Source organism: Pseudonocardia sp. UM4_GMWB1 (assembly GCF_017312155.1).
Lineage (GTDB): Bacteria > Actinomycetota > Actinomycetes > Mycobacteriales > Pseudonocardiaceae > Pseudonocardia > Pseudonocardia alni.
The window spans coordinates 3051173-3066330 of sequence record NZ_QJPN01000001.1 but is presented as its reverse complement, the minus strand read 5'-3'; the positions used below and the strand labels follow the sequence as shown (position 1 = coordinate 3066330).

13 protein-coding genes and 1 pseudogene are annotated in these 15158 nt (G+C 74.7%); 4 read left to right on the top strand and 10 right to left on the bottom strand.

The annotated features are described in order from the left end of the window. The 5 genes and pseudogenes from DMP15_RS14660 to shbA all read right to left on the bottom strand — a co-directional run. On the bottom strand, positions 1–1053 hold the full coding sequence (locus DMP15_RS14660) for a 2,3-butanediol dehydrogenase (protein ID WP_073574678.1): 1053 nt from the start codon (positions 1051–1053) through the stop codon (positions 1–3). A gap of 104 nt (positions 1054–1157) precedes the next feature. Continuing rightward, entirely contained in the window at positions 1158–2252 is a 1095-nt protein-coding gene (locus DMP15_RS14655) for an endolytic transglycosylase MltG (RefSeq protein WP_073575276.1), read from the bottom strand. A 141-nt stretch (positions 2253–2393) separates the two neighbouring features. Then, positions 2394–2843 carry a Holliday junction resolvase RuvX gene (gene ruvX / locus DMP15_RS14650; protein WP_073574677.1) on the bottom strand — a complete coding sequence of 150 codons (450 nt, stop codon included), beginning with the start codon at positions 2841–2843 and terminating at the stop codon, positions 2394–2396. Further along, positions 2840–5512 carry an alanine--tRNA ligase gene (gene alaS, locus DMP15_RS14645; RefSeq protein WP_337826030.1) on the bottom strand — a complete coding sequence of 891 codons (2673 nt, stop codon included), beginning with the start codon at positions 5510–5512 and terminating at the stop codon, positions 2840–2842. The genes ruvX and alaS overlap by 4 nt, the downstream gene beginning before the upstream one ends. A 394-nt stretch (positions 5513–5906) precedes the next feature. Next, positions 5907–6428: pseudogene (gene shbA, locus DMP15_RS14640) on the bottom strand (RNA polymerase sigma factor ShbA); the annotation flags it as partial. Positions 6429–6894: 466 nt separating this feature from the next. On the opposite strand from shbA, the gene DMP15_RS14635 reads away from it, so the two are divergent. After that, positions 6895–7947, top strand: coding sequence for a S1 family peptidase (locus tag DMP15_RS14635; RefSeq protein WP_073574674.1), 1053 nt, complete (start codon positions 6895–6897; stop codon positions 7945–7947). 10 nt (positions 7948–7957) lie between these two features. Here DMP15_RS14635 and DMP15_RS14630 read toward each other — a convergent pair whose 3' ends face one another. Together DMP15_RS14630 and DMP15_RS14625 are read right to left on the bottom strand one after the other, a co-directional pair. Further along, the gene (locus tag DMP15_RS14630) at positions 7958–9328 is read right to left on the bottom strand and encodes a replication-associated recombination protein A (protein WP_073574673.1); all 1371 of its coding nucleotides are present in this window, start codon (positions 9326–9328) and stop codon (positions 7958–7960) included. Between the two features lie 44 nt (positions 9329–9372). Then, positions 9373–10668: a hypothetical protein gene (locus tag DMP15_RS14625; RefSeq protein WP_161151786.1), complete on the bottom strand. Its 1296-nt coding sequence runs from the start codon at positions 10666–10668 to the stop codon at positions 9373–9375. A gap of 179 nt (positions 10669–10847) precedes the next feature. Here DMP15_RS14625 and DMP15_RS14620 point away from each other — a divergent pair, with 179 nt between their 5' ends. The 3 genes from DMP15_RS14620 (at position 10848) to DMP15_RS14610 (ending at position 12810) form a co-directional block, all read left to right on the top strand. Then, entirely contained in the window at positions 10848–11066 is a 219-nt protein-coding gene (locus DMP15_RS14620) for a hypothetical protein (protein ID WP_139282729.1), read from the top strand. Positions 11067–11143: 77 nt separating this feature from the next. Then, entirely contained in the window at positions 11144–11659 is a 516-nt protein-coding gene (locus DMP15_RS14615; protein WP_073574671.1) for an Lrp/AsnC family transcriptional regulator, read from the top strand. After that, positions 11656–12810 (top strand): aminotransferase class I/II-fold pyridoxal phosphate-dependent enzyme, encoded by a 1155-nt coding sequence (locus DMP15_RS14610; protein WP_073574670.1) that lies wholly within the window; start codon positions 11656–11658, stop codon positions 12808–12810. The genes DMP15_RS14615 and DMP15_RS14610 overlap by 4 nt, the downstream gene beginning before the upstream one ends. Before the next feature lie 14 nt (positions 12811–12824). On the opposite strand, the gene DMP15_RS14605 is transcribed toward DMP15_RS14610, so the two are convergent. The 3 genes from DMP15_RS14605 to DMP15_RS14595 all read right to left on the bottom strand — a co-directional run bounded on the left by DMP15_RS14605 (position 12825) and on the right by DMP15_RS14595 (position 15154). Further along, entirely contained in the window at positions 12825–13700 is an 876-nt protein-coding gene (locus DMP15_RS14605) for an SGNH/GDSL hydrolase family protein (protein WP_174565865.1), read from the bottom strand. 96 nt (positions 13701–13796) lie between these two features. Continuing rightward, positions 13797–14993, bottom strand: a complete 1197-nt coding sequence (locus DMP15_RS14600; RefSeq protein WP_073574669.1) for a hypothetical protein — start codon at positions 14991–14993, stop codon at positions 13797–13799. An 11-nt stretch (positions 14994–15004) separates the two neighbouring features. Beyond that, positions 15005–15154 carry a hypothetical protein gene (locus tag DMP15_RS14595; RefSeq protein ID WP_337826029.1) on the bottom strand — a complete coding sequence of 50 codons (150 nt, stop codon included), beginning with the start codon at positions 15152–15154 and terminating at the stop codon, positions 15005–15007. Positions 15155–15158 lie beyond the last annotated feature (4 nt).

Sequence of the window (15158 nt, the reverse complement as noted above, 5' to 3'; positions counted from 1 at the left end):
TCAGGCCAGGGACGGGTCGACCAGGACCTTCATCTTCCGGCCCGCGTGCAGCGCCTCGAAGCCCTCCTCGACGACGTCGCGCATGGCGATCTTCTCCATCCAGCCGGTGGTGTCGTAGTGACCGTTCGCCATCAGCTCGATCACCGCCCGGTAGTCGGAGTGGGTGTAGCAGAGCGAGCCCTGGATGCGGGACTCCCCGAGGACCAGGTTGAGCAGCGGGGTCACCAGCGGCGTCTCGTAGATCGCGACGCTGACCATGGGGCGGCCGGCGCCCAGCGACTCCAGCGCGGTCGCGACGGCCGGGGCGACACCGGCGGCGTCGTAGCAGGCGTCGGCGCCGCGTCCGTTCGTCAGGTCCGCGACGATCGCCGGCACGTCCTGCGCGGTCGGGTCGAGGGTCTGCGCGCCGAGCCGCTCGATCGCGCCGCGCCGGGTCGCCGACGGCTCGACGACGCGGACGTCCTCCACGCCCATGCCGCGCAGCGCGAACCACAGGCCGATCCCGATCGGCCCGGCGCCGAACACCAGCGCGGTGTCGCCCGGGTTCACCCCGCCGAGCTTCGCCGCGTGGTAGGCCACGGCCATGGGCTCGACGAGCGCGCCCATCTCCAGCGACACGTTCTCCGGCAGCGGGTGCAGCATGTGCGCAGGGACGACGGTGGTCTCGGCCATGCCGCCGTCGGCCATCAGACCGTGGAAGCCGATCTGCGCGCACACGTTGTAGCGGCCCTCGGAACAGCGTGAGCAGGTCCCGCAGGTGTAGAGCGGCATCACCGCGACCCGGTCGCCCTCGGTGACGCCCTCGACCCCGGCCCCGATCTCGACGACGGTCCCGGAGAACTCGTGGCCGAGGGTCAGCGGCAGCTCGCGGCCGGTCAGCGGGTGCTTCTCCCCGTTCGGGATGAAGATCGGGCCCGCGTAGTACTCGTGCAGGTCCGAGCCGCAGATGCCGTTGAACCCGACCCTCAGCCGGACCTCGCCGGGACCCACCTCGCCCTCGGGCACATCGGTGATGTCGAGGTCCCCGGGTCCCCGGTAGACGACCGCACGCATCGCTGGCTCCTCTCGCCTGACGTCGCTGTCGGGTCCCGGTCTACCGGCGGGGGGTGAGCGCCGTCACGGGTTGGGCCCAGGTTGCATGCGCGCCCGGTGATGGGTCAGAACGCTCCGGCGGCGCGGGCGCGGTCGACGTTGCCGAGGTGCTCGGGGTAGGTCGTGGCGAAGCAGGAGGCGCCCTCGGTGGTGCACCGCACGAAGAACAGCCACGGGCCCGCGGCCGGGGACTCCGCGGCCGACAGCGCCGCGGTGGACACCGAGGCGACGGGCGTCGGCGGCAGCCCGGTGTTGAGGTAGGTGTTGTACGGCCCGGGGGTGCTGCGGGCCTCGGCCGTGGTGCGCAGCGCCTGCACGTCGAGCGGGTAGTTGACGGTGGAGTCCATCTCCAGGCGCTGATTCACCGCGAGCCGGTTCTCGATCACCCGGGCCACCTTCGGCATGTCGGGCACGAGCGCCTCCTTCTCCACGACGGAGGCGAGGACGAGGGTGCGGTAGGCGTTCTCCCCACCCAGCCCGGCGGCCTCCAGCCTGGTCGCCGACGCGGTGAGCACCTGGCGCAGCACCTGCTCCGGGGTGCCGCGCGGGTCCAGGTCGTACGGCCCGGGGGCGACCAGTCCCTCCATCCGCCGTTCGGGGGCGGCCGCCCGGTAGCCCGCGCGAGCCCATCCGGGGACGGCGATCGAGGCCGGGTCGGCGTCGGCCATCGCGGCGCGCAGCGCGTCGACGCCGGTGCAGCGGGCGTCCCCGTCGGCGGCGCCGAGGCAGGTGGCGCGGGAGATCTGGGACAGCACGCCCGGGGAGACGGTGCCGTCCGGGGCGCGGGTGTCGTCGAGCTGGACGCCGCCCTTGACGTCGAAGAACCCGACGCGCCGCTCCGGGTCGAGCAGCCCCTCCACCGCGGAGTCGCCGGACATCTGCGATCGCAGCTCGTAGTAGCCGGGCTGGACCCGCTGGATGTCGGGCTCCTCGGCGGCGGCCTCGACGAACGCGGCCCGGGATTTCACCACGTCCAGCCCGACCAGGGTCTCCCCGATCGCGCTGGTGGAGTCGCCCGACTCGACCAGCACCACGACCGATCCACTCCCGGAACCGGCGTAGTCGTCGGCGCCGCGCAGGTACAGGCCGACGGCGACGAGTACCGCGCCGGCCAGCAACGCCGACCCCAGCAGGGCGAGCCGCCGCCGCCGGAAGTGCACCGGGGTCGGACGGTGTCGTACGGGCCCCGCGGTCACGCTCACATCGGGCCCCGGGACGTCACGTCGTTCTCGCCGGCGCCGGTCACGGGCTCGAGGGTATCCGCCGCGGACCCGGCCCGTGGTCACCCCCGGTCACGGTGATCAGGTTCCGCGGGTGGTATCCAGCCAGCCCTGCAGGATGGCCACCGCGGCCTGCTGGTCGATGACCGCACGCTGCTTGCGGCCGCGCACGCCGCGCCCGGCCAGCTGCCGGGTCGCGACGACGGTCGTCATCCGCTCGTCGGTCAGCTCGATCGGGACCGCGCACCCGGCCGCGGCGAGCCCCGCCTCCAGCGCGGCGGCGAACTCCCGTGCGGCGACGGCGGCCGGGCCGTCCTCGCCGCGCAGGTTCCGGGGCAGCCCGAGCACGACGCCGACGACGTCGTGCTCGGCCACCAGCGCGGCGATCCGGCGCACGTCGGCGCCGCCCTCGGCGTCGCGGGGCACGGTCTCGACCGGGGTCGCGAGGATCCCGTCCGGGTCGCACAGGGCGACCCCGACGCGGACGGCGCCGACGTCGATGCCCAGGCGCCGCCCGCGGGTGAGGGTCACGGACGCAGCGCGGCGCGCAGCTTCTGCACCGCGGCGTCGATCCCGGCCGGGTCGGTGCCACCGCCCTGGGCGAGGTCGGGCTTGCCGCCGCCGCGCCCGCCGACGGCCGCGGCGAACTCCCCGATCAGCTTCCCGGCGGCGATCCCGTTGTCCCGGGCCGCCTTCGTGGTGGCGACGACGAAGGACACCTTCTCCCCGTCGACGCCGAACAGCACGACCACGCCGGGCCGGTCGCCCAGCTTGCCCCGGACGTCGGCGGCGAGGGTCCGCAGGTCGTTGCCACCGACACCGTCGGGAGCGGTGACGGCGACCAGGGCGGTCCCGTCGAGGTCCTCGGTCTGCTGGGCGAGCGCCCCGGCCGAGGCCAGGACGGCGTCGGCGCGGTGCTTCTCCAGGTCGCGCTCGGCGGTCCGCAGCCGCTCGACGATCCCGTTGATCCGCTCCGGCAGCTCCTCCGGGCGGGCCTTGAGCTGGTCGGCGAGCTGGTTGACCAGCAGGTGCTCGGTGGTGGCGTGCTTGAAGGCGTCCAGCCCGACCAGCGCCTCGACGCGGCGCACCCCGGAGCCGATGGAGGCCTCGGACAGCACCCGGACCAGGCCGAGCTCGCCGGTGCGCCCGACGTGGGTGCCACCGCACAGCTCGCGCGAGTAGTCGCCCATGTCGACGACGCGGACGCGGTCGCCGTACTTCTCGCCGAACAGCATCATCGCGCCGAGCGTGCGGGCCTCGTCGATGGAGGTCTCGTAGGTCTGGATCTCCCGGTCCTCCTGGAGCACCGAGTTGACCTCCTCCTCGATCTCGACCAGCGCCGCGGGCGGCACGGCCCCGGTCGGGGAGGTGAAGTCGAACCGCAGCCGGCCCGGGGCGTTGAGCGACCCGGCCTGGGCGGCGGCGCTGCCGAGCGCGCCGCGGACCCCGGCGTGCACGAGGTGGGTGGCGGTGTGTGCGCGCGAGATCGCGGACCGACGGGTGCGGTCGACCTCGGCGACGACCTCGGCGTCGAGGGTCACGGTGCCGGCGGTGACGACGCCGCGGTGCACCCGCAGCCCGGCCACCGGCGACTGGACGTCGTCGACCCGGACCTCGAAGGACGCGCCGCGCAGCAGGCCGGTGTCGGCCTGCTGGCCGCCGGCCTCGGCGTAGAACGGGGTGCGGTCGAGCAGCACCTCGACCTGCTCGCCCTCGTGGGCGGCGGGCACGGTGGCGCCGTCGCGCAGCAGCCCGACGACGCGGGACTCCGAATGCAGCGTCTGGTAGCCGAGGAAGTCGGTGGCGCCGTGGGTGTCGAGGACGGCGCGGTAGACCGAGGCGTCGACGAAGCCGACCTTGCGCCCGGCGGCGTCGGCCTTGGCCCGCGAGCGCTGCTCGTCCATGAGCGCGGTGAAGCGCTCCCGGTCGACGGACAGCCCGGCCTCGGCGGCCATCTCCAGCGTCAGGTCGATCGGGAAGCCGTAGGTGTCGTGCAGCGCGAACGCCTGGTCGCCGGGCAGGGTGTCGCTGCCGGCGGAACGGGCGCGGGACACCGCGCCCTCGAAGATCCGCTCGCCGGCGGTCAGCGTGGCGCGGAAGGTGTCCTCCTCGGCCCGGATGACCGCGGAGATCCGCTCGAAGTCGGTGGCGAGCTCGGGGTAGGTCGGCGCCATGGTGTCGCGGACGACGGCGGCGAACTCGCCCAGGCACGGCCCGGTGACGCCGAGCAGCCGGGCCGAACGCACGATGCGGCGCAGCAGCCGGCGCAGCACGTAGCCGCGGCCCTCGTTGCCGGGGGTGACGCCGTCGCCGACGATCATCAGCGACGAGCGGGCGTGGTCGGCGATGACGCGGAAGCGCACGTCGTCGATCTCGCCGTCCGGGCCACCCGCGCCGTAGCGCTTCCCGGACAGCTCCTCGGCCTTGGCGATGACCGGGCGGACGAGGTCGGTCTCGTAGACGTTGTTGACGCCCTGGAGCAGGAACGCGACCCGCTCGACACCCATCCCGGTGTCGATGTTCTTGTGCGGCAGGGTGCCGATCGGGGGGTGCCCCTTCTTCGGGGACAGCGCGCCGCGCTCGTCCTGCATGAAGACGAGGTTCCAGATCTCGAGGTAGCGGTCCTCGTCGGCCTCGGGGCCGCCCTCGGCGCCGAACTCCGGGCCGCGGTCGACGTAGATCTCCGAGCAGGGGCCGCCGGGGCCGGGGACGCCCATGTCCCAGTAGTTGTCGTCGCCGCCGCGGCGCTGGATGCGCTCCTCGGGCAGGCCGGCGATCTCCTTCCAGAGCGCGATGGCCTCGTCGTCGTCGTGGTAGACGGTGACCCAGATGATCTCGGGGTCGAAGCCGTAGCCGCCCTCGTCCTGGCTGCGGGTGATCAGCGACCAGGCGAACTCGATGGCGCCGCGCTTGAAGTAGTCGCCGAAGGAGAAGTTCCCGGCCATCTGGAAGAACGTGGTGTGCCGGGTGGTCTTGCCGACCTCGTCGATGTCCGGGGTGCGGACGCACTTCTGGATCGACGTCGCGCGCGGGTAGGGCGCGGGGACGTCGCCGAGGAAGTACGGCTTGAACTGCACCATGCCCGCGTTGACGAACAGCAGCTGCGGGTCCTCGAGGATCAGCGAGGCGCTGGGGACGGGCGTATGCCCGTTGCTCTCGAAGTGGGCGGTGAAACGACGGACGATCTCGTGGGTCTGCACCGGTGGGTCTCTCGTGACGGGTACGGCTGGCGACGGGTCGGCGACGGGGCGGGCGCCCTGCGCCCGCGCCACACCGTAGGCCGCGCGGCGTGGGGACGCCGCGGGAGGCCGGTCGTGCCAGGTTACCGGCACCCGGAGGAGGGGACGGCCGGTGCCGGTGCGCGCCCGAGCGCACCGGCACCGACCGTCTGCGGGTCCCGCCGTGCTCCCGGTCCGGGGGGTCGACCGGAGGGCCGGCAGGTCCGCCGTCTCGCTCCGGTCAGACCGCGACCGGCAGCGGGGCGTCGAGGGGGGTCCGCGGCGCGGGGACGAGGACGCGGGGGGTGCGGACGGGGGTCCGCGGGACGGGGACGGCGACGACCCGGACGCCGGCCCGGCGGGACGCGCGGTCCTCGAGCTCGCGGCGCAGCCGCTGCAGCGCGCGGTGCTGGGCGACGCGGACCGCGCCGGGGGTGGAGCCGAGCGCGTCGGCGGTCTCCTCCGCGCTCAGCCCGACCGCGATGCGCAGCGTGAGGATCTCGACCTGGCGCGGGCCGAGCAGGCCCATGAGCTCGGACAGGCGGTCGTTGCGCTCGGCGTCGAGCACGACCTGCTCCGGGTCGTCCTCGCGGCTGAACCGCTCGGGGAGCTCCTCGACGGCGTCGCAGCGGTTGCGGGCCATCGCCCGGAACGCGTCGGCGACCTTGTGCCGGGCGATGCCGAACACGAACGCCCGGAACGACATCCCCGACGGCCGGTAGGCCGGGAGCACGGAGAGCACGGCCATGCAGACGTCCTGCGCGACGTCGTCGGCCGAGCCGAGGATCGTCTCGCGCCGGCCCAGCCGGGCCCGGCAGAAGCGCTCCACCTGGGGGTGCACCTTAGCCAGGAGCAGCGCGACCGCGCGCTCGTCGCCGGCGACGGCCGCGGCCAGCATCTCCGGCGGGAGGAGGTCCGCCGCCTGCCGGTGGTCGGCCTCCTCGGCGGCGTCCTCGGGTGCGGTCGCGATGGCCACGGGTCCGTCGTGCATCTGCCCAGCTCTCCTCGGTCGCGACCCGGGGCCGCGTCAGGCGCCGGCACCGCCCGCCCGACCCGGGAGAGGTCGGGCGGTGCGACTGTCGCGCTGTCCTCCGCCGGTGGTGGTCGGCGCTGCCGGCAGGTCCGCTCGGCCGCGCCCCGGCCTGCGATCAACCTTTCCGGTGCACCCTTTCGGGGTCAATCAACATGCACAATTTGCGGTATAGGTAGACGGACAGTAGGGGCTTTGGTCCTCATGGGAAGATCTCGGGCACGGACGGACGTCCACCCCTGTCGGAGGAGTGTCCTCCGCCTGCGGGCCGTGACCCGGGCGGAGCGGCCTCGTTGGGCCGGGTGTCACGCTCCGCTCGCCCGAAGGACCGCTCGTGTCTCTGCGTCGCCCGCACCGCCTCCTGCTCGCCGCTCTCGGCACCGTCGCGATCGGTGTGGGGGTGGCCCTGCCGGCGACCGCGGGCCCGGCGCTCCCCCCGGTCACGGTCGGCGAGGACGCCGCCGCGGCGCTGGTGCCCGCGGTGACCGAGGCCCTCGGGCCCGCGCTGGCCGGGACGTGGCTGGCCGACGGACGGCTGATGGTGGGCACCTGGGACGCCGCGGCCGCGCCGCTGGTCACCGCGCTCGGCGCGACGCCGGTGGTGCGCGACGAGCCGCGCCGCGACCCGGCCGCGGTGCTCTCGGCGCTGGCCGGGCGCACCGCGACGGGGATGCCCGCCGGTCTGGACTCCTACGGCGTCGACCCCCGCACCGAGCAGGTCGTCGTGAGCGTCGTCGACGGGCCGGGCGCCGACGCGCTGGCCGCGGGCCTGACCGGCGGTCTCGACCCGTCCGCGGTGCGGGTGGAGCGGGTGGCGGCGCCGGCGCACCGGCAGGCCGCGGTCGGCGGGGGCGACACCATCACCGACGGGACCCGCCGCTGTACGGCCGGGTTCGCCGCCTCCGACGGCAGCAGCGACTGGCTGATCACCGCCGGGCACTGCACCCGGGGCTCGTCGTCCTGGTCCGCCGGCGACGGCTCGACGATCGGCTCCGAGGTCGAGACCGCGGGCCGCGGGGTGGACGTCGGCGCGATCGCGGTCGAGCCGGGCGGCGTGTCGGCGACCGTGTCGGGGATCCGGGTGGCCGGGAGCCGTCCGGCGCCCGTGGGCTCCACGGTCTGCCTGTACGGGTCCACCAGCGGGCGGTCCTGCGGCACGGTCCAGCGCACCGACATGACGGTGAACTTCGAGGGCCAGAGCCAGTCCGGGCTGACCTCGGTGGCGGCGTGCGCGCAGGAGGGCGACTCCGGCGCCCCCTACATCACCTCGTCCGGGCAGGCCCAGGGCGTGCACACCGGTGCGGGCGGCGACGGCAACTGCACCAGCTACTTCACCCCGATCCGCACCGCGACCGGGGCGCTCGGGCTGACCCTGACCACCGGCTGAGCGCGCGGGCTCAGTCCCGGGTGCCGCGTACGACGCGGCGCAGCTTGGGCAGGCGCTCGGCGAGGACGCGTTCGTGCCCGCGCCCGGACGGCGCGTAGTAGTCGACGCCGACGACGTCGTCGGGCGGGTACTGCTGGCGCAGGACGCCGTCGGGGTCGTCGTGCGGGTAGCGGTAGCCGACGGCGTTGCCGAGTTTCTGCGCGCCGGCGTAGTGGCCGTCGCGCAGGTGCGGGGGCACCCCGCCGACCCTGCCGGAGCGTACGTCGGCCATTGCGGCGTCGATCGCGGTGATCACCGCGTTCGACTTGGGTGCGGTCGCCAGGTGCACCGTGACCTGGGCGAGCGCGATCCGCGCCTCCGGCATCCCGACGAGCTGCACGACCTGGGCGGCCGCGGTCGCGGCGGGCAGCGCGGTCGGGTCGGCCAGCCCGACGTCCTCCGAGGCGTGGATCATCAGCCGGCGCGCGATGAACCGGGCGTCCTCCCCCGCGACGAGCATCCGGGCCAGGTAGTGCAGGGCGGCGTCGGGGTCGGAGCCGCGGATGGACTTGATGAACGCGCTGATGACGTCGTAGTGCTGGTCGCCCGCGCGGTCGTAGCGCACGGCGACCTCGGTGACGGCGCGCTCGACGGCGGCGAGGTCGATCACCGGGTCGCCGCCGGCGCCGAGGACACCGTCGGCGGCCGCCTCCAGCGCGGTGAGCGCGCGGCGCCCGTCGCCAGCGGAGAGCCGGACCAGTGCCTGTTCGCCGTCCTCGGCGAGCGCGACGGTCGCGTTCAAGCCCCGTTCGGAGGTGACGGCGCGCCGGAGCAGGGTGCGCACGTCGTCCTCCCCGAGGGACTGCAGCTGCAGCACGAGGGAGCGGGACAGCAGCGGGGACACGACGGAGAACGACGGGTTCTCGGTGGTCGCGGCGACGAGCAGGACGAGCCGGTCCTCGACCGCGCCGAGCAGGGCGTCCTGCTGGGTACGGGAGAAGCGGTGCACCTCGTCGATGAACAGCACCGTGGTGGTGCCGCTGCGGTCGCGACGCCGGCGGGCCTCGGAGATGACGGCCCGCAGCTCCTTCACCCCGGCCGAGAGCGCCGACAGGGCGACGAAATGCCGCTCCGCTCCCCCGGCGCCGGCCATCAGCCGGGCGAGGGTGGTCTTGCCGGTGCCGGGCGGGCCGTAGAGCAGCACCGACGCCGCGGCGCCGCCGTCGAGCAGGCGGCGCAGCGGCGCACCGGGTGCGAGCAGGTCGGCCTGGCCGACGACCTCGTCGAGGGTGCGCGGGCGCATCCGCGCGGCGAGCGGCGCGTCGGGGCGGACGGCGTCGCCGTCACCGGTGTCGCGCTCGTCGCCCCCGGGGTCGATGTCGAACAGGCCGTCGGTGCTCATCGCATCCAGCCTGCCAGGACACCGGCCCCGGGTGGACGGGCGGCTCAGGCGCGGTCGATCTCGTCGGCGAGGACGGGGGTGTGCACCGGGTTGTGCTCGTGGAAGCGGCACTCGGCGTAAGTGACGATCATCGCGGCGACGCCGGCGATCTGCACCGGCAGCTGCAGCAGGGTCCCCACGACCTGACCCAGGACGGGGCTGAGGAACGTCAGCGGCGCGACGACGACCAGCGAGATCACCAGCGAGTACACGATCGCGATCAGGAAGAACACCACGAGCCGGCCGAACACGGGGAAGAACCGGGGGTTGACCAGCGTGAACGTGCGGCCGATCCCGGCCCGCTCGATCACGACGACCCCGATCAGCGCGCCGGTGAACACCACGCCCAGGTAGATGGCCGGGATGATCAGCAGGAAGAAGCCGATGACGAACAGCAGTCCGGCCAGCAGCGACCAGCCGATCACCGGGAGCGCGCGGTTCTTCGCGAACGCGATGACCTGGTCCTGGCTCCACGGGCGCTGGGCCGCGTCGCGCACGACGACGAACACCGACGCCGCGTAGCCGAGCGCGGACAGCACGATCGCGATCACGGCCAGGACCAGGGTGGTCAGGCCGAGGCCCGCCACGAACCCCGTGCTGAGGTCGAGGTCGACGGGGTCGAACGACGACCGCGTGCCCCCGTCGAGGAGGTAGCTGATGCCGCTGAGGACCGCGGTCGGGATCAGCACGATCAGGTTGATGATGAGCAGCGGCTTCCCGCTGCGCTGCAGGACGCCGACGATCTTGGAGAACCAGTCGCCGAAGGAGAACGGCACCAGCGGGTCCGGGGAGGTGCCGCTGGGCGGGGCACCTCCGGAGGGGTAGGCGGGCCGGCCGTAGCCGCCCTGCGGGTACTGGCCGCCGTACTGCTGGCCGGTCGGGTACTGGCCCGGGTACTGCTGGCCGGCCCCGGGGTACTGGCCGGGATACTGGGCCCCGTACTGCTGCTGGCCGCCGTACTGGCCTGCGCCGGGGTACTGGCCGGGGTACTGCTGCTGGCCGTAGGACTGGCCGGGGTCCTGCCCGTACGGGGCCTGGCCGTACTGCGGGCCGTACTGCGGGCCGGGGTCCTGGCCGTACTGCGGGCCGTGCTGGGACGGGGCGGCGGTGCCGTGCTGTCCCGGCTCCTGCGCGCCGGTGGCGGCGTCGTCCTGCCCGGCCTGCTGCCCGCCGGGGTACGGCGTGCCCGGCTGGTCACCGCTCCCGGCCGCCTGCCCGGACTCCTGGGCGCCGCCGGGCGTCGCGGCCCCCCCGGGACCGGCCTGCGGGTCCTCGCCCCGCGGCGGTTCGTTGCTGCTCATGCGCGCGGACCCTAGTTGCGGGCGGGGTGCGGCGGTGCCGAATTCACCGGCTCGCCCCCGATTCGTGACCGACGCGTACGCAGCGTGATCGTCGCCGACCCCGGATCGTCGCCGGAACGCAACGCCGCGGACGCGCGGTGTCACCGGCGCGCAACAGAGCCCGTGCACGCTCACGGGGCATGGACACGATCCCGAGTTGCCCGCTCTGCTCCCGTCCGCGCACTCCCGCCGACGTCCGCGGACTCGCCTGGAGCAGCCACCACGGCCCGACCGGCACGGTGTACGTGTGCGGTCCGTGCACGCGCGTCCAGCTCGTCGACCTCGAGTGCGGGCTGCTCGACCCGGCACGCGGCGGTGTCGCTCCGGACGTCGCGGCCCCGCTGCCGCACGCGGCCTGACCGGTCGGCCGGGGCGGGCCACCACCGACCCGCCCGGCCCGCGGCACGGCGACGGGCGGTCGTCGTAGGGTCACGCCGTGCGCGAGATCCTCGAGTTGCTCGAACGTGACGCGTCGTTGAGCCACGACACCGTCGCCACCATGCTGGGTCTGCCCCGAGACGAGGTCGACGCCCGGATCGCGGAGTGGGAACGCTCCGGGGTGATCCGCAGGCACAAGGCCGTCGTGGACTGGGCCCGGTACGAGGACGGCGGCAACGGCCACTCCGGCGCCGGCCGCGCCGGGGCGCAGGTGACGGCGTTCATCGACGTGTCGGTGGCCCCGGCCCGCGGGGTCGGGTTCGACGACGTCGCCGCCCGAATCTCCCGCTTCGACGAGGTCCGCGACTGCTACCTCGTCTCCGGTGGGCACGACCTGCGCTGCACGGTCGTCGGCCCGGACATCCGCGCGGTCAGCGACTTCGTGTCCCAGAAGCTGTCCACGATCGACCGGGTCCGTTCGACCGCCACGCACTTCGTGCTGGCCACGCACAAGCGCGACGGCGACTCCTTCGCCGAGCCGGAGCCCGACCACCGGCTGCCGGTGACCCCGTGAAGGCGCTCAACGCGACGATCTCGGCGATCCCGCCGTCGGGGATCCGGCGGTTCTTCGACATCGCCGCCGAGATGGACGACGTCATCTCCCTCGGTGTCGGTGAGCCCGACTTCGTGACGCCGTGGCGGATCCGCGAGGCCGGGATCTACGCCCTGGAGCGCGGCTACACCACCTACACCGGGAACGCGGGCCTGCCGAAGCTGCGGGAGCTGGTGTGCGCGGACCTGGCGTCGCGCTACGACGCCCACTACGACCCCGCCACCGAGTGCCTGGTCACGACCGGGGTGTCCGAGGGCCTGGACCTGGCGTTCCGGGTGCTGCTGAACCCGGGCGAGGAGGTCATCGTCCCGGAGCCCTGCTACGTCGCCTACCAGCCGTGCGTGGCGTTCGCCGGTGGGGTGCCGGTCGGGGTGCCGACCCGCGCCGAGGACGGGTTCGCGATCGACATCGCCGCGGTCGAGGCCGCGGTGACGCCGCGGACGAAGGCGATCCTGATCGGCTCGCCGGCCAACCCGACCGGCGCGGTGCAGCCGCCCGAGGTGCTGCGCGAGCTCGTCGCGCTGGCCGAGCGGCACGACCTGTACCTGCTCTCCGACGAGATCTACGACCGCCTCACCTATACCGGCGCCCACACCTGTCTGGGCGCGGTCCCGGGTGCCCGGGAGCGGACGGTGGTCCTGGGCGGGTTCTCCAAGGCCCAGGCGATGACGGGGTGGCGGGTCGGCTGGCTCGCCGCGCCGGAGCCGATCGCGGAGCTGTGCCTGCGTGTGCACCAGTACACGATGCTGTGCGCGCCGCACATCTCGCAGCTCGCCGCCGTGGAGGCGCTGACCAGCGCGGAGGGCGACGTCGCGGAGATGGTGGCCGACTACGACCGTCGCCGCCGGGTCTTCGTGAAGGGCCTGCGCGAGGCCGGGCTGGACTGCCCGGAGCCGGCGGGCGCGTTCTACGCGTTCCCCTCGATCCGCGCCTCCGGGCTGGACTCGGAGACCTTCGCCGAGCGGCTGCTGCGGGAGGAGTCGGTCGCGGTCGTCCCGGGCAGCGTGTTCGGGCCCTCCGGCGAGGGGCACATCCGCTGCTCGTACGCGACGGCGCTGCCGCAGCTGGAGCAGGCCGTGGAGCGGATCGGGAACTTCCTGCGACGCCTGTGACCGGGCCGCCGAGGTCAGGCGGGCACCTTCCGCGCCCGCGCCCCCTCCAGGAGCCCCCGCACCATCACCGGCCCGAGGTCCCGGGACCGCCGCACGAGCCACGGCACCCCCTGCACCACCAGCCACGCCCCCCGTTGCCAGGCCGTCACCTCCCGCCCACCGGCGGCGTCGAGCCCGATCTCCCCCGGCACCGCGAACCCTGCGGCGCCGAGCAGCGCGGCGAAACCACGCGCCAGCAACCGGTGCCCCAGCTCGGACGGGTGCAACCGGTCCACGCTCCACGCCGCCGGGTCGTAGCTGCCTGCGGTGTCGAGGTCGAGGATCCCGACGGCGGACCGCCCCGTCGCGGCGACGGCCTCGGCCACCGCCCCGTCGACGGCCCCGTTCAGGGCCGCGATCCGGGTGGCGAGCGCCCGCTGCAACAGCCCCGGCAGCGGCCAGACGCGGGTGTGGTCGTGGAAGCGGAGCAGCAGCACGGTCGCACCGGCCCGCAGCAGCAGCTCCAGCGACTCGGCGCAGTCCCGCCGGATCGCGGCCGGGTCGAAGTCCGAGCGCAGGGTGTCGTTCATCCCGGCGCACAGCACGACGACGTCGGGCCCCGACGCCGCGGCCGCTGGCACCTGCCCGTGCCGGGCGTCGGCCATCCGCGCCCCGGTCCGGGCGTGGTTGTCCAGCCGGACCGAGCCGGGGTGGTCGGGATCGTCGAGGGCGTCGCGCAGCAACGGGCCGAACCCACGCCAGCCTCCGCCGGGCAGGGGGTCACCCAGTCCGACGGCGGTGGAGTCGCCCAGCAGGACGAGGTGCCGGACGGGCCGCCCGGTCGCGTGCGGTACGGCGACGGGGCGGACGGGGCGGAGGACCGGATCGACGACGGACGGGCGCGCGGTCATCGGGGACACGCCGACACGATCACCGCCGCAGCCACCGTTCCCGTGTGCAACCGGTGACGGGTCCCGTACCGCCGTGGGAACTCTCGGGGCGGGTCCCTACCACTCGCCCCCGCGGAAGGCGGGGAACAGCGGCAGCGTCGACGACGCGTCCGGGAAACGGGTGTCGAGCGCGGTCACCACGGCCTCGGCCAGCGCGGCCGTGCCGGGCCGGGCGGTCGCCTCCGCGGTGACACCGAGGCCCCGCCAGTAGTGCCGCAGCGCCGTGGACATCCGCGGGGACCGGCCGGCGTCGGGACCGATCGGGCCGTCGCGCTCGGGCACCCGCGGCAGCAGCTGCCAGGTCGACCACCACACCCACAGCACCTGGGCGTCGGCGAGGCGCGACTCCAGCAGCTCGGGGTCGTCCAGCTCGGGCCACACCGGCGCGACCTCGGCCCGCCAGGCGTCGAGCATGGCGTCGGCGACGGCGTCGGGCAGGGCGAAGCTCGACGAGCAGCCGGGGAACGGCACCCGCACGTAGGCGGCGTCGAGGACGACGTCGCGGAAGCAGCCCCACTCGAAGTCGACGAACCGCACCCCTCGGCTGGTGACCAGGTTGTTGTCCGGGCAGGTGTCGGACGGGCTGAACGCGCGGAACCCGGTGCCGCCGAGCAGGCGCACCCCGCCCTGGGCCTCGAACAGCGCCATCTCCGGCACCTCGACGCCGAGGATCTCGACCAGCAGCTCCGGCAGCCCGGCCAGCGCGGCGCGGGCCTGGTCGGCGACCGGGTCCCGGCGGGCCTTCTCCCCCAGCCGGCGCAGCAGCGCCCCGAAGTCACCTTCCCGCCCGGCGGTCGCGGCCTGCATCCGGCCCAGGCCGCGGGCCCAGCCGAGCAGGCAGGTCCGGGCGGCCTGGGCGTCCGGGGCGAACAGCTTGTCGGCCAGGGTCAGGCTGCGGCCGAGGTCCTCCAGCACGAGCAGCCGCTGCTCCGGGTCGTGCGCGATGATCACCGGGCTGGGCCGGACGTCGCTGGGCAGCGCGGTGAACAGCTGGCAGGACGCGACCTCGTAGCGGAACGGGTCCGACGCCAGGTCCGTGCCGTCCTCGGGTGGAGCGTAGTGCTTCACGACGACGCTGCGCCGGTCGGAGAACGGGTTCTTCGCCATCCGGGCCCGGGCGACGACGGAGCGGCCGCTGCCGCCGAGGTCCTCGGGCTCGAACAGCTCGACCTCCGAGCCCGCCCGCCGCGACAGCAACCGCGCGGCCCCGGCCACCGCCGCGACCGCGCCGGGAGTCGACTGCGGATCGGTCATCGAAGGGGACCCTACCCTTCGGAGAGCGCGCGGTCCGCGCCCCGACGACGCGATCCGCGACGGGTGAGCACCAGCACCGCGGCCGCCGCATCGATGGCGCCCACCACGTCGGCCTCGACCAGGTCACCGGCCGGGTACACCGCCACCCCGGGGTGGACCACCAGG